The organism is Flavobacterium sp. MEB061, assembly GCF_000834715.1.
Classification (GTDB): domain Bacteria; phylum Bacteroidota; class Bacteroidia; order Flavobacteriales; family Flavobacteriaceae; genus Flavobacterium; species Flavobacterium pectinovorum.
Window position 1 is genome coordinate 136,304 of record NZ_JXQR01000023.1, and the last position, 26,763, is coordinate 163,066.

Below are 26,763 nucleotides of genomic sequence, written 5' to 3' on the forward strand. Positions count from 1 at the left end.
AGCGAATAGCCCGACCCGGAGGGACACGCCCAAATTACTAAACTAACTAACCAATGAAAAATAAAAAAATAATAACTATTGGGGTTTTTGCCCTGTTTACAGTTGGAAATATGAATGCACAGAAAAAACCTTATTTAGATAAAAATAAAACCATAGAACAACGTATCGATTTGCTTTTGTCTTTGATGACGCTGGAAGAAAAAGTGGGGCAAATGAATCAATATAATGGATTTTGGGATGTAACAGGTCCGGCTCCAAAAGGCGGAACAGCAGAACTGAAATACGAACATTTGCGAAAAGGCTGGGTTGGCTCAATGCTGACGGTTCGTGGTGTAAAAGATGTTCGCGCTGTTCAGAAAATTGCGGTTGAAGAAACCCGTTTGGGAATTCCGTTGATTATTGGTTTTGATGTTATTCACGGTTATAAAACGTTAAGTCCGATTCCGTTGGCAGAAGCAGCGAGTTGGGATTTGGAAGCGATTAAAAAATCGGCGGCGATTGCGGCTGATGAAGCTTCGGCATCTGGAATAAACTGGACATTTGGACCTAATGTCGATGTTGCAAACGATGCGCGCTGGGGACGTGTTATGGAAGGTGCGGGTGAAGATCCGTATTTAGGAAGCAAAGTGGGTTACGCGAGAGTAAAAGGTTTTCAGGGTGAAACAACCGCTGATTTGGCTAAAGTAAATACGATTGCGGCTTGTGCGAAACATTTTGCAGCGTATGGTTATGTTGAAGCGGGATTGGAATATAATATTGTAGATATCAGTAATTCTAAGTTGTACAACTCTGTTTTACCGCCTTTTAAAGCTACGGTCGATGCGGGAGTTCGTACTTTTATGAATTCATTTAATACGTTGAATGGCGTTCCGGCAACGGGAAATGTGTTTTTGCAAAGAGATATTTTAAAGGGTAAATGGAAGTTTGACGGATTTGTAATTTCAGATTATGCTTCGATTCGCGAAATGATCGCGCACGGCTACGCAAAAGATGAAGCCGATGCAACGGCAAAAGCCGTAATTGCAGGTTCAGACATGGATATGGAATCGTATTTGTATGTGGCGAAATTGACTGGTTTGGTGAAAGAAGGAAAAATAAAAGAAGCTTTGGTTGATGATGCCGTTCGCAGAATTCTTCGCGTGAAATTTGAATTGGGATTATTTGATGATCCGTACCGATATTGCGATGAAAAGCGCGAAAAAGAAGTTGTGGGAAGTAAAGCAAACAATGAAGGCGTTTTGGACATGGCCAAAAAGTCGATTGTATTGTTGAAAAACGAAAAGAATTTGCTTCCGCTAAAGAAATCAGGACAAAAAATTGCTTTGATTGGCGCTTTGGCAAATGACAAAAATAGTCCGCTTGGAAGCTGGAGAATTGCGGCTGATGATAATACGGCGGTTTCGGTTTTAGAAGGAATGCAGCAATATAAAGACAATCAATTGGTGTTTGAAAAAGGAGTCGATTTATTATCTCAAAAAGCGACTTTCCTGACAGAAACAGTTTTTAATACAACAGAAAAAAGCGGATTTGAAGCTGCGAAAAACGCTGCGAAAAATGCTGATGTTGTGGTAATGGTTTTAGGAGAATATGGTTTTCAAAGCGGTGAGGGAAGAAGCAGAACCGATTTGAATTTGCCGGGATTACAACAAGAATTATTAGAAGAAATTTATAAAGTGAATCCGAATATCGTTTTGGTTTTAAATAATGGCCGTCCGTTGAGTATTCCGTGGGCTGCAGAGAATGTTCCGGCAATTGTTGAAGCGTGGCAATTGGGAACTCAAACCGGAAATGCCGTTGCGCAGGTTTTATACGGAGATTATAACCCGAGTGGGAAACTGCCAATGTCTTTCCCTAGAAATGTGGGTCAGGTGCCGATTTATTACAACAAATACAGTACAGGAAGACCAATTGACAGTGATAAAAACGTGTTTTGGTCACATTATATGGATGTGGAGAAAACGCCACAATTTCCGTTTGGTTTTGGATTGAGCTATACCAAATTCGATTATAAAGATTTAAAAATAAATAAAACGGCTTTTGCCAAAGGAGAAAATGTTCAGGTTAGCATTGCCGTTACTAACTCTGGAAATTATGATGGAAAAGAAGTCGTACAATTATATATTCACGATGAATTTGCCAGTATCGTTCGCCCAATAAAAGAATTAAAAGGCTTTGAATTGGTGAATTTGAAGAAAGGGGAAACTAAAATGGTAACTTTTACTTTAACAAATAAAGAACTTGGTTTTTATGATAATGAAGGGAATTATTTAGTTGAGCCGGGAACTTTTAAAATCATGGTTGGAGAAAGTTCTGATAAAGGTTTGGAGAGTGGTTTTGAGATAAAAGAATAGTTTTTGCCACGAAGGCGCTAAGACGCGAAGTTTTTTTTTCGCCATGAATTCACGAATTAATTGTTTAAAAATTCGTGAATTTTTGGCGATTTTTTTTTCGCGCAGATTTAGCAGATTCGACAGATTTTTTATCTCCTAAATCTGCAAAATCTGCGAGAGTTATTATATTTGAGAAGCAAAGACCAGAGCAGCAAGAATATGTTCTTTTTTTAATTGAGGAAAATCTTCAATAATTTCATCAAAAGACATTCCTTTTGACAACCACAAAAGAATATCTGAAACACAAATTCTGGTTCCTGTAATCGTAGGTTTGCCAAATCTGATATCTGGGTTTATCGAAATTAAATTTTGGGATCTATTTTCCATAGTTTTATTATTTAAACAAATTTAAAATATTAAAAACGAATTAGATTTTTAATTATTGTAGTTTATTTTTCTCCATGAATTTTTAAACAATTAATTCGTGAATTCGTGGCGATTTTTAATTTGAATAAAATGCTTAGCGTCTTAGTGTCTTTGTGGCCAAACTTCAAGAGTTTTTTGTATTTTTAAAATCTATTAAAACTACAACCTATAAATTAAAACAATGAAATATAACAGATGCGGAAAAAGCGGGTTATTATTACCTGAAATTTCTTTAGGATTATGGCATAATTTCGGATCGGTAGATAATTTTGAAAATGCAGAATGTATTGCTGTCGAAGCTTTTGATAAAGGAATTACGCATTTTGATTTAGCGAACAATTATGGTCCGGTTCCAGGTTCTGCTGAAACTAATTTTGGGAAAATCCTTTGGCATAATTTTCAGGGAAATCTGCGTGATGAAATCATCATTTCAACAAAAGCTGGCTACACTATGTGGGATGGGCCTTATGGCGATTGGGGTTCAAGAAAATATTTACTATCCAGTTTAGATCAGAGTTTAAAGAGAATGAAAGTCGATTATGTTGATATTTTTTATTCGCATCGCCCAGATCCCGAAACGCCAATTGAAGAAACCATGCAGGCTTTAGACTACGCGGTAAGAAGCGGAAAAGCCTTGTATGTTGGAATCAGTAATTATTCGGCAGAACAAACAAGAGTTGCAGTTGATGTTTTAAAACAATTGGGAACGCCATGTTTGATTCATCAGGCAAAATATTCAATGTTAGAGCGTTGGGTAGAAAACGGTTTGCTAGATGTTCTCGAAGAAAAAGGAGTAGGCTGTATCGCGTTTTCACCTTTGGCACAAGGACTTTTGACAGATAAATACCTAAACGGAATTCCCGAAAACTCCAGAGCACATAACCCAAACGGACATTTGAAAGAAGATGAGGTTACACAGGAACGCATTCAAAAGTTAGTGCAGCTAAATGAAATTGCGCAGAACAGAAATCAATCTTTAGCACAAATGGCTTTGGCATGGTTGCAAAAAGACAAACGAATTACGTCGGTTTTAATTGGAGCAAGTTCTGTACGTCAATTAAATAATAATATTGATTGTTTACAAAGCATGGAATTTAAACAAGATGAATTGAATGCGATTGAAAAGATATTATCTTAATTTCCAATACATAATCTAAACTGGACTGAAGTCCAGCCCTACAATATAATTTGTTCCTTCGGAACTGTAAAAGAGCCTTTGGCTCGATCCATATTGTAGAGCTGGACCTTAGTCCAGTTTTTTTTGTGGGATTAAAAAATCGTAAACCCGACAGGTTTTAAAAACATGTCGGGTTTGAAAAAGCATAGAATACGGATTTTCTATTTATTTTATAATCATTGCCAAACCGCCACCACTTGCCAATTTATATTTTAATTTCGTGTTAGAATCAACCGTAATAATTTCTCTTTTATAATCGTTTGCAGCTTTATCAGCATTTAATCCATCAGAGAAAATTTCAGCTTCGAATTTTTTGCCTTTTTCAAGGAAAGAAAAATCAATTGTAATTTCTCGTGAATCCCAGTTGGTGATCGAGCCTAAATACCAAGTGTTTGCTTTTCTTCTGGCAATTGTTACGAACTTTCCAACTTCGCCATTTAAGGAAACTGTTTCATCAAAAGTAGTCGGAACTTTAGCAATAAAATTAGTGCATTCCTGTTCCTTCATATAAGCCGTTGGGCTGTCGGCCATCATTTGCAAAGGCGCTTCAAAAATGGTGTACAATGCCAGCTGATGACATCTCGTTCCCTGACTTACCGGATTAGAATGACTCGGTTTGAATTCGCTTTTGGTAGCATTCCGCATTGCGCCCGGTGTGTAATCCATTGGCCCGGCCATCATTCTGATAAATGGAATTGTTGTATCGTATAATGGAACATCGTCGTTTGGCGTCCATTTATTGTTTTCTAATCCTTTTACGCCTTCAAAATTTAGAATATTTGGAAAAGTTCTCTGAATTCCTGTTGGTTTGTACATACCGTGAAAATCCAAAAGCAATTTATGATTGGCTGCTTTTTGTGCAATATCATAAACGGAATTCACCATTTTGGCATCGTCACGATCTATAAAATCAACTTTAAAACCTTTGATTCCGAGTTTAGCATAATTTTCAAAAATGCCATCAATGTTATTATTTAACGCCATCCACGAACTCCACAAAATAATACCAACGTTTCGTTCTTTCGCGTAGGCGATTAAAGCTTCGAGATCAACATTAGGATTGTGTTTCATAATATCTGTTTCTACACTCCAACCTTCATCCAAAACCACATATTCTACTTTGTTTTTTGATGCAAAATCAATGTAATATTTATAAGTCTGCGTATTGATTCCGGCTTTGAAATCAATATTATAAATATTCCAGTCATTCCACCAGTCCCAGGCAACTTTTCCGGGTTTAATCCACGAAACGTCTTTTATTTTTGCTGGTTCAGATAATTTCTGTACCATATCATTATTGGCTAACGCCGAATCATTTTCAGAAATCACAATTGCTCTCCACGGAAAAGTTCTCGCTCCTTTGGTTTTAACCAAATAATCAGCTCTTTCGGTAATTAGTTTGTTGAGGTTGTTAAATCCACCGTTTGTTTCTTTTAACGGATATTTAGAAAAGCGTGATTCAAAACCAGATTTAGAACTATTATTCGTTATAAATAAACCCGGATAATCTTCTAAATTCGCCTCAAGAAAAACCGCTTTTTTATGGTTTTTATAATCAATTAAAAATGGTAAAAACGCCAAAGTATCTTTTGCAAATTCACTGATTTTTTTGTTCTCATAATGCGCTTCAAACGAAGAAATATAAAGATCTTTCGGATTTCTTAAATCACGAACGTATGGCATCAAAGAATTATAATCCTGATCGAAATTCAAAATAACTTCTTCAGATATTGCTGTAATTTCTTTTTTCTTTCTGGTAATAAAACGATACGCAGCGCCATCATCAAAAACACGATATTCAATACTAAAATCATTTTTAAAATCTAAAACCAGTTGATTGTATTTATTTTGAACCGATTTCTTTTTGTAAAACGGAGTTTCAAATGAAGCATCAACACTTTCTTTTTTCGAATTTATAACTACAGCATTTTTTCCTAAAACAGTATTTCCTTCTAAAGTCATAGACATTTCAGAAGGTGCCAAAATCAAATCTTTTTCATGTGAAATAGTCCACGAAATTTTATCATTTACAGTAATTTTAATTTCAATTTTTCCATCAGGAGATTTTAAAATAAAGTCTTGTTTCTTTTGCGAAAAAGAAAGGTTTAAGAAAAAGAAACAAAAAAGAACAAATAGATTTTTCATATTGGAATATTTTTCACCATATAAGTGATATAAGTTCATTTAATTAATAGCGCAAAGTTCAGCTTATAATCTCTTAAATGAACTTATATGGTTTAAAATTTTAACTACTTCAATTGTTTATTGTATTTTTTCACAATTTCCAAAGTCGATTTATCTCCATTAAAAACAGAATTTAAACCCTGCGGTTCTTGCGGAGGATCTGTTGTTAGCGGTTCGCCGGGATTCCATTTTCCAGTTTCGTTGACTGCTTTTCCTTCGCCACCGTATCCCCAGAAATTTGCTGCTTGTAACGGACCGCCATTTTTATGACTTTCTAGAACTCTTCCAAAAATATAACTGTAAAACTGATCGCGATAAACAGAAGAAGCTCCCGCATTCAAATTTTCATTTTCTCTTGGTAAACCAAATTCTTCAATAATAATCGGTCTTTTTAAATTATTAGCAACCTTAATATGATCGTCAATATATTTTCCTGCATTTTCGATTGTTTTTGGTATTGTGGCTTCAGCGTTTTCTGCTTTAAACCAATTCCAGTTTTTAGGCCAAATATGCATCGTCAAATAATCGATATTCGTATTCTGGTGTGTGCGTTCAAAAATTTCCATGCTGTCATTCGAACTGTTTTTTCCCTCAGAACCGGTCGAAACCAAGTGGTTTTTATCTAAACTATCAATTAAATCGACAATATTGTTTAGCCAAATTGTAAATTTCTTTTCATTTTCAACCGTAAAAAGTCTTGGTTCATTCCCAACCTGCCACGCCATAACGGTGTTGTCTTCGTTGTATTTCTTTTTAGAATATTGATTTGTTCTTCCAATAATAAATTTCACATGTTCTTCCAGAGCTTTCATACAAGGTTCACAACTATGAAATTGCTCTGTATACGACATAAATTGAGGCCAGGTATTTGGAGCAATATTCGGAACCGGAATTGTGCCTTTGCCATTCCACTCCAGATATTGCGACATTCCGCCAGACCATTCCCAGTTATTCGTCAAATACAAAACCGCATACATTTTACGTTTGCTCATTTCAGCAATCAAAAAATCCAATCCGTCAAGCAAATCATCATCATATTTTCCCTGCTCGTATTGTAGCGCCGGTCGAACCGTAAAATCGTATTTTCCACCATCGGCACCAACCAGAATACGCAAATTATCAATACCATTTTTTTGCATGAAATCCAGTTCGCGAAGCAATCTTTTTCGGTCGCCCACTTTTTTTGAAGCCAGCAAACTTCCGTACCAATAATTGGTTCCAATGTAGGCATATGGTTTGTCGCCTTTATAAAATTGCGTTCCTTTTACCGTAATTCTTTCCTGCGCATTACAAGCGACTACAGAAAAAATTAAAGCTAATCCGAAGGTTTTTAAAAATGTGTTTTTCATTATTATCTTTTTTAGGAGCTATTTCCTGCTATCCGTTACAATCTTTTGTTCCATTTCATTTCACAAAAGGATTTTCACTTCTATCAGGGCTATGGCTTTAGGTTTCATAAGAAGTTCTTTTTTGTCAGTTTCGTTAATTGATTCCAATTCCACTGTTTTGTCATTCCGAGGAACGAGGAATCTCCGCAAGTAACTCCATCCAGAGAATCGCCAATCTTTGTCGAGCTTCTTACGAAGATTCCTCGTTCCTCGGAATGACAAAAAAAGACAAAAAATAAGAATAAATCTGTGTAAATTAGTTTTAATCCGTCAAATCCGCGTGCTATTTCTGTACTAATTTACTTCGGCAATTCATACATTTTCGGCAACGAATTCACCAATGCCGATTTTGGCTTTGTTGCAAATGTTTTAAAATCAGCTGCATTCGAAACAGAACCATTCGGGACATAATAGCCGTCAGTGTTGTTATTCCAGAACATTACATAACTGATTTCTACGCTATTTGATGTTAACGCACTATATAAATAATACGAAAACCAATCCGTTATAGGCGAATTAGAACTTGTAACGCGAAAACCAGTTTCTGACAAAGCGGCGATTTTTACTTTCGTTTTTGCTATATCAGAAATAGTTTTTAGTTTCAAATTTGCTTTTGCAGCTCCGGCAGAACCTTGATTGTCAAAATCTCCGTAATTATCCATTGCCAGAATATCTACATATTTATCTCCTGGATATCGGCTTAAATAATTGGTTTCTGTAGTATAGGAGTTGTCAGGCGAAAATGCATATAAAATGTTGTGAACGCCTTTTGTGTTTTTCAAATAATCAACCGTAAATTGATATGCGGTTTTGTATTCATCGGGGGTACAAAAATTAGCGCCCCACCAAAACCAGCTTCCGTCAAATTCATGAAACGGCCTGAAAATTATCGGAATCAATTCTCCATTTGCGCCTTTTAAATTTAAAACAACGCTGGCAACTTTATCGAGTTTTTTCTTGTACCATTCGTGATTTGCTCCGCCAGGCAAAATACTTTTAAAAGCAGTGGTTTTTTGTTCCGATGACATATCGGCAGCATAAAAAGAATCTTCATTGTTAGGTTCTCTCAAATGCCAGCTAAAAGTATTTATCATGCCTTTGGCGTAAGCAATTTTCACATCATTTGTAATTTTTATTTCTTGCTGATAAAACCAGTTATCAGCCTGATTATTGTTGTTTTTATCGGTAATAAACATAAAATCAGAGCCTAAAACGGCTGGATCAAAACCTGTATTTTTCTTAATGTCAGAGTCGCCTGCAACATCTTGGTAAAAACTATTAAAAGCATCTTGCTGACCAATGGCAACTTTTGTTTTTGCAAGATTTTTTAAGTTATAAAATAAAGCTATAGTTTCTTTTGTAGCATTAGCATCAACCATATAATTGGTAACATTTTGCGTTGTCAAAGCATCATCCTGTGTAGGAGGATCTACTATAATTTCATTTTCTGCTTCTTTATCCGAAGAACAATTTATAAAAGGCAAAACAAAAAGACTTAAACATGCTATTTTGAGAAAAGTACTTTTCATTTTTATGCTGTTTTAATGCGGTGAATAAGTTCCATACAAGCCCGGCTATTATGATACGGACATTTCCAGAATCCGGCTTTGTCTTTTTCAATCAGGGAATTATCGCGATAAATACCCCAAAACCATTCGCCATTTTTAGTGTCCAGAATGTGGTTTTTTATAAAATCCCAGTTTTTCAAAACTATATCTAAATAAATTTCATTTCCTGTTAATTGATAAGCGTTGTAAAAGCCAATTAAAGCTTCGGCCTGAACCCACCAGTGTTTTTCGGCAATTAGTTCATTCTTTTCGGGATCAAATTCGTACCATAAACCGCCGTCAGTATCTAAACCTTCTTTGGTCACTTCTGCCATTTGAATGGCGTGTTTTTTGTAATTGGCGATTAAAGTTTCATCTTCAGAAATTTCGGCGCATTGCAGCAAAAGCCACGCTGCTTCGATGTCATGACCGTATGAAATCACATCTGGTTTTTCGATCCAGTTTTCATCAAAAAACAAACGTAAATGTCCGGTTTCGGTATTGATGAAATGTTCTTCTATAGTTTGTAATAATTCGATAATATCGTTTTGAAGGGCTTTGTCCTTCCAAACTTTAAACAAATTTGCATATGCCTCAACAATATGCAAATGTGTGTTCATTGTTTTCTTTTCGTTGGCATCTTTTTCACTCAAACGCAAATCATCGATAGATTGCCAATCTCTTGTAAAAGCTTCCAGATAACCTTTGTTTATTGGGTCGTAACTATTCTTTTTTATTCTTAAATATAAATTTATGGCTATTGCCAAAGCTTTTTCATCTTTAGAGATAGCATAATATTCAGATAGTCCGTAAATGGCAAAAGCTAAAGCGTAGATTTGATTTTTTGTATCCTTTGGTGATTTATCAACATTGATACTCCAAAATAATCCGCCAAATTCAATATCATAAAAATAAGCTGAAAGAAACTCAAAAGCGCGTTTTGCGATCTCTTTATGCTCTTCATTTTTTGTGATTTGATAACTTGATGAAAACGACCACAAAATTCTGGCGTTTAAAACAGAACCTTTTTCTGCATCTTCAATAACATTTTCATCGTTATCAATCTGACCAATAAAACCACCATTTTTAGTATCGATTGAATTTTTCGACCAATAGTCTAAAATTGAATCCAATTCAGCTGATAATTCGGTTTTAAGTTGCTTTAGTTTTGTTGACACGGTGAATTATATTGCGTTATTTTTTTCAATTTGATTGATGATCGTTTTTACAGAACCTGCAGAAATAAAAGTATCTGCGGGAGCATTGGTCACATAATCAACTAATTTTTCTACAGATGAAACAGCAACGTGCATTCTCGTATCAGATGATGCGTAGTATACATAAACAGTTCCATCAGTATCTTCAATCCATCCGTTTGAAAATAAAACATTCGATACATCGCCAACTCTTTCAATGCCTTCTGGCCCCATAAAATGACCTGCCGGAACATGTGTTACTTTTGTAATATCGTTTAAATCTGTCATAAACATATAAAGAGTGTAGCGTAATCCTGCAGCGGTATTACGAACGCCATGTGCGAGATGCAACCAGCCTTTTTCTGTTTTGATAGGAGCTGGGCCAAGACCATTTTTCAATTCGTAAATGGTATGATATTGTTTTCCGAAGATGATTTTTTCATCCTTTACAATTGGGTTTGTCATATCTTCAACATAACCTAAGCCAATTCCGCCACCGGCACCAACATCAATAAAGCCATCTTGCGGACGTGTGTATAAAGCATATTTTCCGTTTACGAATTCAGGATGTAAAACCACGTTGCGCTGTTGTCCGGTATTTGAAATTAAATCGGGCAATCTTTCCCAATTTACTAAATCTTTTGAGCGCACGATTCCGGCATTGGCTACAGCCGAACTTGTATCGCCTTTTGGTGCTTTTGGATCTTTTCTTTCGGTACAAAAAATACCGTAAACCCAACCGTCTTCATGATTGATCAAACGCATATCATAAACGTTGGTGTCCGGTTCTTCAGTTTGTGGAATTACACATGGTTTTTCCCAGAACTTAAAATTATCGATACCGTTTGGACTTTCCGCTATAGCGAAAAAAGATTTTCTGTCTATTCCTTCTACACGAACGGCCAGTAAATATTTTCCGTTCCACTTGATGGCTCCGGCATTAAAAGCGGCATTCATGCCAATTCGTTCCTGTAAAAACGGATTTGTTTTTTCGTTGAGGTCAAAACGCCAGTTTAATGGTACGTGAGCTGCAGTCACAACCGGGTTTTTGTAACGTTCATATATCCCGTTTCCAGCCTGATCCTGAGGCTTATTTTTTTGCTCAATCAGTGTTGTATGTTCTTTTTCTAATGCTATTTTTCTGTCTTGAAAAATAGTCGAAGATGTTATTGTAGTCATATAAATCGATTTCTGTATCCGTAATATTTTAATTTGTCAGGTCTCTTTTTTCATTTAAATCCTGTTCGATCGTTTGAAGTTTTTCTTCAGATAAAGGATAGAAAAAAATAAAAGCGACTGATATAAATGCTGCCAGAGCAGGAAGTATGCTTAACATTAATTGAATTCCGTTTTGGGTGGCAACGGTTTGTTCTACATTGGCCTGAAAACCAAAATACCCTAAAAGCCATCCGGCTCCCGCACCGCCAATTGTCCAGCCAAATTTTTGTGACATTGAGGAGGCAGAAAAAACCAAACCTGTCGCTCTTCGGCCTTGTTTCCACTCCGAATAATCGGCACTATCTGCATACATAGACCAGATTAACGGGAAAATACAACCTGCGCAAATGCTGATTAAAATCTGGAAACTCATGATTAAGAAAACATCTTCTTTTCCGAAGAGATAGAAAACTAAACTTAAAAGTGCAGCCAATGCCATTGCGCCCAGAAAGGTTTTCTTTTTGCCAATTTTATTTGCAATTGGCGTTGCAATTATAACTCCTATGATATTTGCTGCTTGCCCTAAAACCAAATAAATAGAAGTTGGTGTCATATGAAAATCGGTTCCGAAAAGTGAAAAATCAAAGTTTACACTGCTGCTTACATAATATTTAAAGTAATAAACGGCCGCTCCATCACGAATGGAATTGAAAACCAGAGCACCAATTCCGGCTCCGAGTAAAATCCACCAGGGTTTATTTTGTAGTAGATCTTTTAAGTCTTCTTTTAAATTCGCCTGTTCATCACCAATTGGTTTTACTCTTTCTTTGGTAAAGAAAAAACATCCCCAGAAAAAAGCGGTTGTTATAACTCCAAAAACGGAAATTGTTGCCAGCCAGCCTGTTTTGGAGTTTAGGCTTCCGCCGAAATATTGTACTAAAGGTTCGATTAACCAAAGTGCCAAAAGACTTCCGCCAAAGGCAAAAACCATTCTGTAAGATGATAAAGTGGTTCTTTCTTTTCGGTCAGAGGACATTACGCCCAAAAGGGATGCATATGGCACATTGATTAATGAATAAATCATCATCATTGCGGAATATGTCACGTATGCGTAGATTATTTTTCCTTTTTCGTCAAAATCAGGTGTGTAAAAAGTTAATACGCCAATTACGGCAAAAGGCACGGCAACCCATAATAAATAGGGCCTGAATTTTCCCCATTTGCTTTTTGTTCTGTCGGCAATGATTCCCACAATCGGATCAAAACAGGAATCCCAGATTCTGGTAATCAAAAACATGGTTCCTACAACGGCAGGCGCCAATCCGAAAACATCGGTATAGAAAAATAAAAGATACATACTGAAAATTTTCCAGAACATGGATGATGCGGCATCTCCAAGACCGTAACCTATTTTTTCTTTTAAACTAATTTTATCGTGCATTTAGGTCTTTTTTTATGGTTGTGGTTAGATTTGGTTAGTTGTTTTAATGTTTCTGTGTGTTGAATTTTTAGCACGTGGATGACGCGGATTTAAGCGGATTTTTAATTTTTAATTCTCAATTTTTATTGATATCCTTCTCAAATAAAGTTTTGTCCAAATTATAAAAATCAACAAAATCTTTCTCACTTATTTGTCCGGTATAGGGTGCGTAATAATGCATTTTTTGTTCTTTTTCCTGCCAGCCGTGATTTCGCCATAATAAAACATACGATATTTTATAATCCCCAATGGCTTTAAGTAAAGTTCCTGTCCACCATTTTGGATCAGGAATTGCTTCATAACCAGCCTCTGCAACAGCAATTAATTTGTGCTTTTCAATACCAATTTCGTTAATGATTTTCAACTGATTTTGAACTTCGGTGATGAATTTTTGCCCCTCTTTGTCGTCATTATTCTGATAAGAATCAAAGCTTATCATATCTGCGTAATTGTCTCCGGGATAATGAGCTAAAAAATCTTCTTTTGTGTTGAAACTGCTTGTGTTGTAGACATAAATTAAGTTGTGAACGCCCTTTTTCTGTAAATATTCAAAGGTAAATTTCCATGCAGCTTTAAATTCTTCCGGCGTGCAGTTTCCTTTTCCCCACCAAAACCAACCGCCGGTAAGTTCGTGATAGGGTCTAAAAAGAACTGGAATGTTTTTCCCTTTTTTATCTTTTAAGGATAACAAATAAGCGGCTGCTTTATCCAGCCAAACGGTAAATTTTTGATTATTTTCCCCGCCTGGTAAAATTGTTTTCAATGAATTTGGTGTGTTATCCCAGGCACTTTTTCCTGTTGCAGGATTGTCAAAATGCCAGCTTATAGTTGTAATTCCGCCTCTTTGGTGACTTTCTTCTATATATTGCTTCATTTTGGTAAATGGAATTCCGTCTATATTATTAGGGCTGTCTTTTTCCAGCCCTGCCAAATCCCAGCCATAAACTCCGGGGTAATCTCCAACAACATCTTTTATATCGCTTCTGTCATCTTCATATTTCCATTTTACACCATACGCGAGATCGTCCTGATGCCCAAAAAGAAATCCTTTCTGACTTAGTTTATTGAGTTTTTTGTATAGAAAAACGGTTTCAGGTGTTGCTTTATGATCTGAAAGTGACAAATTAGTATTAGCCTTATTATTTTGAGAAGAACAAGAACCGCCTATAAATACTGCAATTATTAAGGTTATTATGTTTTTTTTCATTTTAGAGTTTAGTTGTTTTCCTGTAATATGATATAAAAAGGTAAATTAATAATGACTTTTTTATAATTCAATTTTCGATCTTTAATTTGATATTGTTTTTTATATAAAATTATTAAAACTTTAAAAAGATATATTATTAAAAATGATTAATGTTTATTATTGATGTTGTTTTTGAAATAATGATAATTCTATTTTTCAAAGATAAACGGATGTTTATAGTCTATTTAATATTATTTTATCAATTATATATCATATTATTGCAAATAAAAAATTGAGTGTCATTTTTATAAAACAGTTTTCAGGATGAGTAATGCTAAGAATTTTTACAGAGAAATTGCTCCGCTTTCTGCGGGAGACAGCTTTTTGGTGTTTGACAGAGTAAAAGATAATTTTGATTTTCCGGTGCATTATCATCCGGAATTTGAGATCAATTTTATTTTAAACGGAAAAGGAGTGAAGCGTGTTGTTGGAGATAATATTGAAGAAATTGACAATGTTGAACTGGTTTTGATTGGTCCCAATTTATATCACGGTTGGGAGCTTAGTAAGTGCACGAGTAAAAAAATACATGAAATTACGATTCAGTTCCATAATGATTTATTTCATGAATCTTTATTGTCGAGACGAATTATGAATCCGATCCGTGATATGTTTAATCGATCGATTCATGGTATTTTATTCTCTAAAAAAGTTACTGAAGAATTAACGCCAAGACTAGTAAAACTCTCAAAACTAGATGGTATGGACTACTTTTTGGAAATTACTTCTTTATTATATGATCTGGCAAATTCAAGAAATCAGCGTCTGCTTTCTACTTATACAGTAGATTATGATACGTTTGATGATTATGATAAAATGAAATTGGTTTATGAATATGTGCAGAAACATTTTGCCGAAAAGATCACTTTAGAGGATGTTGCTAATGTTGCGAGCATGTCTATTATTTCATTTAACCGCTTTATTAAAAAGCGCACCGGAAAAACTTTTGTCAATTACATAAATGATATTAGGATAGGATATGCAGCTCGCTGGCTTGTAGAAAAAGACATGAGTGTTTCTGAAGTTGCCTTTAAATCAGGCTTTAACAATATTGCCAACTTCAATCGTAGTTTTAAAGCTACTAAAAATTGTACACCAAGTCAGTATAGGGAAGATTTTTCTGGATTAAAGCGAATTTTATAGTGATACTTTTTTTGCACAAACAAATATTATTTTTAACGAAAACGTTTGCATTTCGCTCATTCGTTAATTTTTATTTATAATTTCAAGTTGTTTAAGGGTAAGTCATTGCGAATAATGTAAAAAAGATTCATTTTATTTTTCATATATGTTTTTTTAAAGCGCTATAGTAAAAATATTATCATCAAATGATATAATACTATTAATTTAATCGTTTCTTGTGTTATAGATTTGTTAAATAATTTAGAAAGTAAACCACAACCCTTTATTACTGAATTATGAATAACAAATTTAAACTAACCAAACATTTATTATGAAAAGACTAATGACTAACTTCATTCATTGGAACGCTAACCACAGATTAGTTCCTTTGATTTTATTCTTGTTACTGACATGTAATTTTGTTACGGCTCAGGTAAAAGTAACAGGAATAGTTTCTGATGCTCAGGGACTTTCTATACCCGGAGCCAATATAATGGTCGTAGGAAGTAAAATTTCTGCCTCTACAGATTTTGATGGAAATTATTCTATTGATGTGCCTGCAAATTCAAATATTTCGGTTTCATTTATTGGATACGTTTCCCAAACTATAAACGTTAAAAGCGGAGGTAAAATAAATGTTGTTCTAAAGCTTAGTGCTGAAGATTTGCGTGAAGTACTTGTAAACGTAGGATATAGAAGCCAGAAACGAAAAGATGTTGCGGGTTCAATTTCTACTGTAACAGCCAAAGATTTTAAAGATTCCCAACAAGTTACGGTAGAACAATTATTGCAAGGACGAGCTGCAGGTGTTGTAGTTACAAATAACTCTGGCAGGCCGGGAGGAAATGTTTCTGTAAAAATTCGTGGTGCTGCCTCTTTAGGCGGATCAAATGAACCTTTGTATATTGTAGATGGGCTTCCTATTTCAGGAGATGCAACAAATCAGTCAACTGGAGGAACAATTGTAAGTGGTTATATAGGTACAAATACAGGTTCTGTAACCAATAGTCCGCTGGCTTTTTTGAATCCTAGTGATATTGAAACCATGGATATTTTAAAAGATGCCGGAGCAACTGCAATTTATGGTTCAAGAGCTTCAAACGGAGTTGTAATTATTACGACTAAAAGAGGTAAAAAAGGTACAGGAAAAATAACTTATGACACAGCACTTTCTACTCAAAAGGTTACGAGATTGCTGGATACAATGAATTTAAGCCAATACGCCACACAGCAAAATGCATTGGCAAGTTATTATGGTGTTGCGCCTAGAGATGAGTTTGCAGTACCTTCTGTTTTGGGTAGTGGGACAAACTGGCAGGACGAAATATACAGAACTGCTTTAATGAACAGTCACCAATTGTCTTTTTCAGGAGCAAAAGATAACAATAATTATTATATTTCTGGTGGATATTTAAATCAGGAAGGTGTTGTTATTGGATCTGATTTTAAAAGATATACTTTTAAAACTAATCTGGAATCAAAGGTAAAAGATTGGTTAACAATGGGCGTTTCTATAACAGCTGGTATAACAAATCAAAATATAACTATCGAAGGCTATAGCGATGGTATTATTGGTACTACAATATTATCGACTCCTGATGTTGCAGTTAAAAATTTAGACGGAACTTATGCTGGTCCGCCAAAAGACGGATCACAGGGAGCCTGGATTAATCCGGTTGCAAGTACTTTGATGAATACCAATAAATTGGTTCAAAAGAATTTTCAGGGTAATTTTTATTCAACCATTAGATTGGCAAAAGGATTGGATTATCGTTTTGATTTTGGTGGTTCTACCAATATTCAAAATTTTGATGGATTTCAACCTACTTATACATGGGGAGCAGCTGTAAATAAAGTTAATCATCTTCAGGAAAGAGCGAATACCTGGTATGGTTTAACGCTTAAAAATATGTTGACGTACAATACTTCTTTAGGAAAACATAATTTTACTTTAATGGGTATTCAGGAAGCAAACGATTCTCATTGGTTTGGCGGAAGCCAGTCTATAAGCGGATTGTTAAGTAATGATGTACACTCTATAAACCTTGGAGATCAAAAGACTTTGGTAGCGAGCGAATATAAAGGTGCAAATGCTTTGTACTCTTTTGCAGGTTCTCTTAACTATAATTATGACAATAAATATTATTTACAGGCTACAATAAGAGCTGACGGCAGTTCTAATTTTGCCGAAGATAAAAGATGGGGTTACTTTCCTTCGATTTCAGGATTTTGGAAATTGTCTAATGAGAAATTCATGGAAGGAACAAAAGACTTTGTAGATAATATTAAATTGAAAGCAAGTTATGGAGAAACAGGAAACCAAAATATTAGCGGCGGATTATACGCTTCTAACATCCAAACCATTAAATCGGCTTTAGGAAATTTCTTTACAGCAGGTAATATTGCAAATCCTGATTTGACATGGCAAACGGCAGAAGATACCAATCTGGGATTAGAGTTTAGTTTGTTTAAATCTAAATTGAATGCAAGTGTAGATGTATATAGAAAACAATCATCAGGATTTTTGTTTGTATTGCCTTTGCCAACTTATGTTACAGGTTTAGAACAATATCAAGGTGGTTTGGCGGCTCCTACAGTAAACTTAGGAAGTTTAAGAAATCAAGGTATCGAAGCTACTTTAAAATATTCTAACAATTTTAGTAAAGATTTTTCTTGGGATGCTACGGTTACATTCGCAAAAAACAACAATAAATTATTAAGTCTGGTTGATAACTTTGACTTAATTAAAGATGTTCAGGTTAATGGTTATACCACAAAAACGGTAACAAAAAGTGAAGTTGGTCAGCCAATAGGTCAGTTTTACGGCTATCAAACGGTTGGAATTATCAGAACAAATGAGCAATTGGCAAATGCACCAATTCCATTTACAGGAAACAAAGCAGTAAAAAGTGTTTTGGGAGATGTTGAGTATGTAGATCAAAACAAAGACGGATTGATTGATGAAAAAGATTTGACTTATATTGGAAATCCGGCACCTAAATTTACTTATAATTTCTCGAATTCATTTAGATACAAAAATCTTGATCTTACCATTTTCCTTACAGGATCTCAAGGTAATAAAGTAATGAACCTTACCAGAAGAGCTGCTACAAAAAATCAGCGTTTATATGAAAACCAATTGGCTGAAGCTGCTGATTTTTGGACACCGGATAATCCGAATGCTAAATATCCGAGACCTGATGGCGGAGACGGACATCCAAATATTGCAATTTCTGACCGTTATGTTGAAGATGGTTCTTATTTGAAAATTTCGCAATTAACTTTCGCTTACAGCTTACCATCGGATGTTATTTCTAAAACTAAATTAAGTAAACTTAGATTTTATGCAAGTGTTCAAAATTTATACACTTTCACAAAATACACGGGTTATGATCCGGAGATTGGAGATTATAACCAAAATGCTTTATTGAGCGGTATTGATTCCGGACGTTACCCAACGAACCGAACAATTACTTTAGGAATGAATGTAGAATTTTAATAAAACGATTATGAAAATATATAAAATAAATTTTAAAAGCGTAGCGCTTTGCGTTTTGCTTACTTTATCTGCTTCATGTAGTGAAGATTATTTAGATCGACCTACCCAGGATGGTTATGTAAGTGATAACTTTTATACATCAGATGAACAAGTTCAGCGTACTACTTATGGAATGTATGGAAGAATGTGGGCGCCATTTTTCACAAAATGTTTTTTTGCACTTTCAGAAATGTCTTCGGGAAATTGCTGGTCGAATGTTGACGGAAATGAAGTTATTCAGTTTAAATTAACTTCTGATAGTTATATATTATCAGATCCGTGGAGATCATGTTTTGGAGTCATTGCACAATCAAATGATTTGATTAATAATTTAAATAATAATGCTAAAGCTGGTGTAAGCCCTGATGTAATTAAAAATACAATTGCAGAAGCGCATTTTTTCAGAGCAATTTCTTATTTCTATTTAGTGCGTTTATTTGGTCCTGTGCCAATTATTGAGGATAATTTAGCACTTGCAAAAAATCCGTTGGTAAACAATAACAGAATTGAAGATGTATATAAGTTCATTGAAAATGATTTAAAATATGCAGCAGCAAATCTTAAAGCAAAAGTTAGAGCCAGAGGCGCAAGTTCAGAAAATGTTTTTGTTTCTCAGGGAACTGCTGAAGCATTTTTGGCAAAGATTTATCTTTATCAAAAAGATTATCCAAATGCAAAAACAATGGCAGAAAAAGTAATTAATTCTGGCGAGTTTGCACTTGTACCAAATTATTCAGATTTATTTTTAACAAGCAAAAACAATAACGAAGAGTCTATTTATTCATGGCAATGGTCTGGTGCTGTAAATGAGTATCAGGCAGGGAACCCATCGAATGTGCAATATGGTTTGGAAATTTTAAACAATGCATCTTATGGAGCTGTTTACGTTCCTTCAAATGATATTCAGGAAGCATTTGAAACCGGAGATGTAAGAAGAAAAGAATCTTATATGATTTACGGTGACACATATCCTGGAATGCAAGGAGACGGCGTTGTTGGTTTCACCCTTGATAAAACAAAATATCCAAACGCTTTGGATGCAACAGGCGCGGCAGTAAAAAAATATGTTGTAGGTGAGGCTACCGGAGAAACGGGACCTGCAGACAACTGGGCGTCTATGAGTAATTGTAATTATATCATGCGTTACGCTGATCTTTTATTAATTCATGCCGAAGCAATTATGGCAGGTGCAGATGAAACTAATAATGCTGCTGCAAAAGCATCTTACAATCTTGTTAGAAAAAGAGCAGGTTTGAGCGAATTAGATGCAAATACACCTTTGACACATACAGGTTTATTTCATGAAAGAAGAGTTGAATTTGCTTTTGAGGGAGAGTACTGGTATGATTTAGGCAGATTACCAAGAGCAGAGGCAATTGATATTATTTCGAAACAAGACAGAGGTTCGGATTATGAAGGAGTAAAACATTATACGCCGGTAGAAACAGATTTTATTTTTCCTAAACCAGCAAATGATGTTAGAAAAAATCCAAAATTAAAAGAAGCTCCGGTTCCTTATGTTTTTAAATAAACTTTAAAGAAAACAATTATGAAAAATCTAAAAAATATAATGTTGTTGAAGTTTTATTTTCTGGCTTCAATTTTAATCTTACTAAGTGCTTGCTCCAATGATGATGGAGGTTCATCGGGTACTTTAGCCGTTACCGGAATTAGCAAATCAGTTATTGATGATCCTTTAATAGAAGGTGACAGGCAAGTTGATGTACCTACTGATGTCATTAATGCAGGAAATACCTATATTATTAGAGGTTCCGGTTTTGCAACTTTAAAATCGATTTCTTTTAATGGTTTAGAATCTACTTTTAATCCAACTTTTGTTACTGATAATGCTATTGTAGTTAGTGTAGATCAAAAAACACCGTATTACAATGAAATGGACGAATTAAAAATCGTAACCAACATTGGTACATTAGTATATAATGTAAAAATAAGACCTCCATTTCCTAATATTAATGGATTTCCAATTAACCCAAATCCAGGTGATATTATTACCATAACAGGAGAATATTTTCTTAGACCTGTAGTTAATTTTGGCACTACTACTGTAGAGCCAATATCTTCTACGTTGACAGAAATTAAAGTTCAGGTTCCAAATGATATCCAATATAAAAACTTATCAATAACGAATGTTTCAGGAACTACTGTTGCTTCGCAATCTTTTGGAAGCGCTATTTACGATGATGCTTATACTTCGATAAAAGCATATGATGGTTTATGGAATGCTGCCGATGGTTATAATGTAGCTTATGATAAAGATGCTAAGCAAGGAACTAAAAGTATTCAATGGAAAGCTGGCGGATGGAATGGTTTGTATGTTGGTATCGACAAAACTAAGGTGGATATGACTAAATACAAGGGTATTAGGATTAATTTAAAAGGAGAAAAAACAGGAACAGCGAATATGATCGTAAACGGAAATTATGGCGCAACATTCAGTTTAGCATTCAAAACAGATTGGACTTATATTGAAATTCCTTTTAGTGCAGTGGGAAATCCAACAGAAATAACAGAAATTACGTTTCAGGAGTCTGGAAATTTTGGAGGAAATACAATTCTTATTGATGATTTTGGTTTTGTCTTAAAATAATAATTTAAAAACTTTCTAATGATTTTCATTTATTGAATTGGAATCTTTTAGAAAGTGATTTAATATCAAAAATAAACTTATGAAAATAATATATAAAATTAAGCAAATTGCAATGTGTTTGTGTTTGGTTGCCATGGCGGCTTCATGCGACGATTCACTGCCGGATGTTGGTGGCGCAGAGCAGAATTATAATTCGGTTTACGGCTTACTTAAAGCAAATACGAATCTAAGTCTTTATTATAAAGCAATTGGATTAACAAAATTAGAGACAACATTAGATACCGCAGATAGTTTTACCTTTTTTGTGCCAACAGATGCCGCATTTGAAGCATTTCTTGTAAAAAACGGTTATGTAAATACACTTGGTTATCCTGATATTAATCTCGTTCCTGTCGATGTTTTAAAACAAATCGTTTTAAGTCATGTTGTAAAAGGAGTCAAAAAACGAGTAGGAAAGTTAACAGGAGTTGAGGCAGATTATCTGGAAACGGGCCAATTAACAACATTGGCAAACCTCGCAAATTCAGATTTATACTTACTTGATGTAAAAGTTGAAGAAGGTGTTCTAAAAGTTAATGGTTCTGATAAAGCAGCAGTTGGTCTGGATTATTATGGAACAAATGGATTTGTACATGTTCTGGATAATGTCATTTCATTAATTCCTCCATCACCATCAATTACAAGTGTTTCGCAGGCTTTTGCTTCTCCTGGTGATGTTTTAATACTTAATGGAGCCAATTTTGTAAATGTAACTTCAGTGAAATTTGGAGAAGAAGAGGCTACATTCAAAACAGTTTCAAACTCAAAAATTGAGGTTACTGTTCCTGCTGATTTTGGATCTTATGCACTTATAAAGGTACAAACTGCTTTTGGTACCTCAAATACGGCCACTGTTGGAGTTAAATTTTTACTTTACGGAGATGATTTTTCAGGATCTGCAACACCAGAATCTTCTGGAGGCTGGGGAGGATCTTCTGATTTTCAAAGTACAGTAAAAGTAAGCAGAGGAACGTATGCAATTGAAAAATATGCCGATGCATGGAGTGGTTTTAATATTGGATTCAATACATTAAATATAGCTGATTATGGCTACTTAAAAATTTCTGTTTATCCAACCCAAAGTACTAAAATCTTAGTTTCATTAAATTCTGATTTTGCCGATGAGTTTGGGACAACCGTTACATTAACAGCCGGACAATGGAATAATATTTCTATTCCGTTCTCTGACTTGAAAACAGATAAAGTTGGCGCAACTTTTAATACGCTTTTTATTAAAGAATACTCCAACGGAATTACGGTAGATCCGGGAAATCCAAGCATTCTTTATTTTGATGATATAGGATTTTTATAAGATTATATATTTTGAGTTTTGTTTTAAGTATTCCCTAATCTACTCAATTAGGGAATACTTTTTTTATAGTATATTTTTAAATTCACTTATGATGAAAAGAATAATTTTAATATTCATATTAAGTATTTCATTTTTAGGCTTTAGCCAAGGAAATACACATACGCAATCTGGAGGAAAATTTGAAGGTTTAGCCATGACTCCGCCAATGGGTTGGAATTCCTGGAATACTTTTGCAACAAATATTGATGAAAAACTGGTAAAAGAAACTGCTGATATAATGGTTTCCTCTGGAATGGCAGCTGCAGGTTATAATTATATTGTGCTAGATGATGGCTGGATGACCAAAGAGCGCGATGCTAACGGAGATTTGGTTCCTGATCCGGTAAAGTTTCCTAACGGAATGAAAGCCGTAATCGATTATGTTCACGGCAAAGGTTTAAAGTTTGGCTTGTACAATTGCGCGGGAACTCAAACCTGTGCCGGTTATCCCGGAACACGTGGTTACGAATATCAGGATGCCCGTTTTTATGCCAAACTGGGAATAGACTTTTTAAAATATGATTGGTGCAATACAAAAGGAATTACCGCACCAGAAGCATACACAACAATGAGCAACGCCCTGAAAACCGCAGGAAGGCCAATTGTTTTCAGTCTTTGCGAATGGGGAGACAATCAGCCTTGGGAATGGGGAAAACCAATTGGAAATCTATGGAGAATCTCAGGAGATATTTATCCTTGTTTTGATTGTGAATTCAAACATCCCGAAAATTGGTCATCTTGGGGATTTATGAAAATCGTAGAAATGCGAAAAGACATTCGTAAATATTCCGGCCCCGACCATTGGAACGATTTTGACATGATGGAAGTTGGCAACGAAATGAATGATACCGAAGATAAATCGCATTTTTCAATGTGGTGTATGATGGCATCTCCGCTTGTTGCGGGAAATGATTTCAGAAAAATGTCAAAAGAAACATTGGCAATTTTGACTAATAAAGAATTAATAGCTGTCGATCAGGATAAATTAGGGATTCAGGGATTTAAATATTCTGCTGAAGACGGATTAGAAGTTTGGGTTAAACCTTTATCGGATGGAAATTGGGCCGTTACTTTTTTAAACAGAAGCGAAGTGGCAAAAAAAATCAGTTTCGATTGGAAAAAACATATTATTAAGGATGCAGATTTTGGTTATGAAGCCGATTTCAACAAGACAGTTTTTAAATTAAAAGATCTTTGGAAAAATAAAGAAATTGGAAACACAAAGAAAAATTTCGTTTCAGATCTTGTTGCTCACGATGTAATTACACTGAGATTAATTCCGTAAATCAATTATAATGAAATCAAAAACTAAATTTTTTACTTTTATTTTCTTGTTGATTTTTTGTTTTTCAAATGCACAATTTGTAAAAAAGCATGGTCAGCTTAGTGTTTCCGGAACACAGTTGGTCGATAAAAATAATAATCCGATTGTACTTCGAGGAATGAGTTTTGGCTGGCATAGCATGTGGCCAAGATTTTATAATGAAAAAGCAGTCGCGTGGCTTAAAAAAGATTTTAGCTGCAATGTTGTTCGTGCCGCAATGGGTATTGAATTAGGGAAAATGTCTTATATGAAAGAGCCACAATTTTCAAAAGAAAAAATTGAAGCGGTTATTAAGGGAGCAATAAAATCAGATATATATGTAATTATTGACTGGCATAGTCATAATGTTAATTTAAAAGAAGCCAAAGAATTCTTTGCAGAAATGTCTAAAAAATATGCGAAATACCCTAATGTAATTTATGAGATTTTTAATGAGCCCGATCATGAAACCTGGCCGGAAATTAAGGCTTACGCCGAAGAGGTAATTAAGGTAATAAGAGAAAATGACCCTAATAATATAATTTTGATTGGCTCGCCGCATTGGGATCAGGATGTTAATCTTCCGGCAGCAGATCCTATAAAAGGATACAATAATTTAATGTACACTATGCATTTTTATGCAGCTACGCACGGAAAAGAATTACGGGAAAAAACGGATGAAGCTATAAAAAGTGGATTGCCTATTTTCGTTTCAGAATCTGCAGGAATGGAGGCGACCGGCGATGGACCGTTAAATTATCAGGCATGGCAGGAATATATGGATTGGATGGAAGAACGTAAACTAAGCTGGATAACATGGTCTGTATCTGATAAAGATGAAACTTGTTCTATCCTGAATAAATCAGCGAAGTCTGAAGGAAAATGGAAAAAAGAAGATTTAAAAGAATCCGGAATTAAAGTTCGCGAGTATTTAAGAAGATACAATTCGCAAGAATAGTTTCTGTATATTATTTTATAATTAAAGCCTGTTCATTTTTGAGCAGGCTTTTTTGTTTGTCTTTTGTTTATAAATAACATTCATAAAGCATTTTTTGGAGTTTAAAGCTGAATTTATTTTGTAAGAATTTTGAATTAAAAAAAATAACCGATAAAGCTTCGGTTTCAGGGGGTGTTATTTTTCTTTTATTTTAATTAAAAATCACACACCCCTATTTTTTATGGGGTGTGATAGTTTTTGTTTCTTTTTGTAGATGTTTTTTGGTTGTTTATGGTTTCAATTTTGTTGTTGACCATGTTTTTTTAATGGATTTTTACGAAAAACCGTTATTGAATTTTCAAAAATAAATCTTTATAAATGTCAAATCACGATTATTGTTAAAATAATTTTTGTAATCCATAATTCTTTATCTAAAACGTCAAAAAAACAGATATCAATTCTTTTACTCATACAAAAGTTAATAAATTCGCTAATGAAAATGAAGAGGTTTTAAAGGGGAAAAAGAGGTTTTAGAAGTGGCTTATAGTATTACATACATATATAAAGATTTAACTAACCAGAATCAATTATTAACTAAAACCAATTTAAAAATGAAAAAAGCTTTTCACATTTTAGCCGCGATGTTAACTAGTTCTTTTGCTTTTGCACAAGACGAAACTGAAACAGCTACATCACCTGCAACGACCTGGGGAGGATCTGCAGATGCATATTATAAGTATGATTTTTCAAAACAAATGAATGGATTAACGAGCTTTACCAACTCACAAGATTCATTCGAATTAGGAATGGCTTCTGTTGAAGCATCACACACATTTGGTAAAGCTTCTGTTTTCGTCGATTTAGGTTTCGGAAAAAGAGCAGGAGAGTTTTCATATAATGAAACAACAGATAAAGATATTAACGCAAAATTTTTAATTAAACAATTATATTTTACATATCAGATTACAGAAGAATTTAAAGTAGTAGCCGGTAGTTTTGGTACACATATAGGTTATGAAGTATTAGATGCAGTCGATAATAAAAACTATAGCATGTCTTATGCATTTTCATATGGGCCATTCTTTAATACTGGGGTAAAAGCACAATATACCGCAGGAAAATTTACGGCAATGCTTGGAATAACAAATCCAACTGATTTTAAATCAGCAATGGATGCCGGTTCAAGCCAAAAAACATATATAGGACAATTGGGCTATATAGGAGAAACAGGAAGTGCTTATTTGAATTTTACAACAGGCAGTACTAACCCTACGCCGGGAAGTTTAGTTGTGCCATCTGATGAAAATAAAACTCAGTTTGATTTAACCGCTTCAAAAACAATAAGTGATAGTTTCGGTCTTGGTTTTAACGCAACGTATGCCAAAACTAAAAATGATTTTGACAGTACTTTAGACGGAGAATGGTTTTCGTTAGTAGGATATGCTAATTATTCATTTAAACCATCTTTGCTTTTAGCATATAGAATAGAATATTTTGATGCTAAAGATGCTGCTCCAAGTTTAGGAACATTAACAGGAACTAGCGTTTTTGCAAATACAGTTTCATTGAATTATAAAGTTGGAAAACTAACAATAATTCCTGAGTTAAGATATGATGCATCATCAGAAGATATCTTTTTAGATAAAGATGCTTTACCAACAGGAGGCTCTTTCTATGCCTTAATTGCTACAACATACTCTTTCTAGAGATAAAGATTGATATTTTTTTTTTTT

Annotated in this window: 18 protein-coding genes; 10 read left to right on the forward strand and 8 right to left on the reverse strand. The window is 34.6% G+C overall.

All coding sequences use genetic code 11. The features are described 5' to 3' along the window. Nucleotides 1–53: 53 nt before the first annotated feature. Nucleotides 54–2,351 carry a beta-glucosidase BglX gene (gene bglX, locus RT99_RS13270; RefSeq protein ID WP_042565233.1) on the forward strand — a complete coding sequence of 766 codons (2,298 nt, stop codon included), beginning with the start codon at nt 54–56 and terminating at the stop codon, nt 2,349–2,351. A gap of 162 nt (nt 2,352–2,513) precedes the next feature. On the opposite strand, the gene RT99_RS13275 is transcribed toward bglX, so the two are convergent. Next, nucleotides 2,514–2,717: a DUF433 domain-containing protein gene (locus RT99_RS13275; RefSeq protein ID WP_042565234.1), complete on the reverse strand. Its 204-nt coding sequence runs from the start codon at nt 2,715–2,717 to the stop codon at nt 2,514–2,516. A gap of 220 nt (nt 2,718–2,937) precedes the next feature. On the opposite strand from RT99_RS13275, the gene RT99_RS13280 reads away from it, so the two are divergent. Then, nucleotides 2,938–3,894, forward strand: a complete 957-nt coding sequence (locus RT99_RS13280) for an aldo/keto reductase (protein ID WP_042565235.1) — start codon at nt 2,938–2,940, stop codon at nt 3,892–3,894. Nucleotides 3,895–4,098: 204 nt separating this feature from the next. Here the strand turns inward: RT99_RS13280 and RT99_RS13285 are convergent, their stop codons facing one another. The 7 genes from RT99_RS13285 to RT99_RS13320 all read right to left on the reverse strand — a co-directional run bounded on the left by RT99_RS13285 (nt 4,099) and on the right by RT99_RS13320 (nt 14,093). Beyond that, nucleotides 4,099–6,078: a glycoside hydrolase family 97 protein gene (locus RT99_RS13285; protein ID WP_042565259.1), complete on the reverse strand. Its 1,980-nt coding sequence runs from the start codon at nt 6,076–6,078 to the stop codon at nt 4,099–4,101. 104 nt (nt 6,079–6,182) lie between these two features. Continuing rightward, a complete protein-coding gene (locus tag RT99_RS13290; RefSeq protein ID WP_042565236.1) occupies nt 6,183–7,466 on the reverse strand; it encodes a cellulase family glycosylhydrolase in 1,284 nt (427 codons plus the stop codon). Nucleotides 7,467–7,804: 338 nt separating this feature from the next. Continuing rightward, entirely contained in the window at nt 7,805–9,034 is a 1,230-nt protein-coding gene (locus RT99_RS13300) for a glycoside hydrolase family 26 protein (protein ID WP_052483668.1), read from the reverse strand. Between the two features lie 2 nt (nt 9,035–9,036). Next, the gene (locus tag RT99_RS13305; protein ID WP_042565238.1) at nt 9,037–10,230 is read right to left on the reverse strand and encodes an AGE family epimerase/isomerase; all 1,194 of its coding nucleotides are present in this window, start codon (nt 10,228–10,230) and stop codon (nt 9,037–9,039) included. A gap of 6 nt (nt 10,231–10,236) precedes the next feature. Beyond that, nucleotides 10,237–11,427: a glycosidase gene (locus RT99_RS13310; protein ID WP_042565239.1), complete on the reverse strand. Its 1,191-nt coding sequence runs from the start codon at nt 11,425–11,427 to the stop codon at nt 10,237–10,239. A gap of 28 nt (nt 11,428–11,455) precedes the next feature. Continuing rightward, a complete protein-coding gene (locus tag RT99_RS13315; protein ID WP_042565240.1) occupies nt 11,456–12,847 on the reverse strand; it encodes an MFS transporter in 1,392 nt (463 codons plus the stop codon). 115 nt (nt 12,848–12,962) lie between these two features. Then, nucleotides 12,963–14,093: a glycoside hydrolase family 26 protein gene (locus RT99_RS13320; RefSeq protein ID WP_042565241.1), complete on the reverse strand. Its 1,131-nt coding sequence runs from the start codon at nt 14,091–14,093 to the stop codon at nt 12,963–12,965. A 303-nt stretch (nt 14,094–14,396) separates the two neighbouring features. Here RT99_RS13320 and RT99_RS13325 point away from each other — a divergent pair, with 303 nt between their 5' ends. The 8 genes from RT99_RS13325 (at nt 14,397) to RT99_RS13360 (ending at nt 26,736) form a co-directional block, all read left to right on the forward strand. Continuing rightward, nucleotides 14,397–15,275 carry an AraC family transcriptional regulator gene (locus tag RT99_RS13325; RefSeq protein WP_042565242.1) on the forward strand — a complete coding sequence of 293 codons (879 nt, stop codon included), beginning with the start codon at nt 14,397–14,399 and terminating at the stop codon, nt 15,273–15,275. A gap of 310 nt (nt 15,276–15,585) precedes the next feature. After that, complete coding sequence (locus tag RT99_RS13330) at nt 15,586–18,753, forward strand: TonB-dependent receptor (RefSeq protein WP_042565243.1); 3,168 nt, start codon at nt 15,586–15,588, stop codon at nt 18,751–18,753. A gap of 10 nt (nt 18,754–18,763) precedes the next feature. After that, on the forward strand, nt 18,764–20,323 hold the full coding sequence (locus tag RT99_RS13335) for a RagB/SusD family nutrient uptake outer membrane protein (RefSeq protein WP_042565244.1): 1,560 nt from the start codon (nt 18,764–18,766) through the stop codon (nt 20,321–20,323). A gap of 18 nt (nt 20,324–20,341) precedes the next feature. Continuing rightward, on the forward strand, nt 20,342–21,400 hold the full coding sequence (locus RT99_RS13340) for an IPT/TIG domain-containing protein (RefSeq protein WP_042565245.1): 1,059 nt from the start codon (nt 20,342–20,344) through the stop codon (nt 21,398–21,400). A gap of 79 nt (nt 21,401–21,479) precedes the next feature. After that, nucleotides 21,480–22,751 carry a fasciclin domain-containing protein gene (locus RT99_RS13345; protein ID WP_082036961.1) on the forward strand — a complete coding sequence of 424 codons (1,272 nt, stop codon included), beginning with the start codon at nt 21,480–21,482 and terminating at the stop codon, nt 22,749–22,751. Nucleotides 22,752–22,842: 91 nt separating this feature from the next. Continuing rightward, a complete protein-coding gene (locus tag RT99_RS13350; protein ID WP_042565247.1) occupies nt 22,843–24,075 on the forward strand; it encodes a glycoside hydrolase family 27 protein in 1,233 nt (410 codons plus the stop codon). A 10-nt stretch (nt 24,076–24,085) separates the two neighbouring features. Then, complete coding sequence (locus RT99_RS13355) at nt 24,086–25,051, forward strand: glycoside hydrolase family 5 protein (RefSeq protein WP_042565248.1); 966 nt, start codon at nt 24,086–24,088, stop codon at nt 25,049–25,051. 590 nt (nt 25,052–25,641) lie between these two features. Beyond that, entirely contained in the window at nt 25,642–26,736 is a 1,095-nt protein-coding gene (locus RT99_RS13360; RefSeq protein ID WP_042565261.1) for an outer membrane beta-barrel protein, read from the forward strand. The last annotated feature ends 27 nt before the right edge of the window (nt 26,737–26,763 follow it).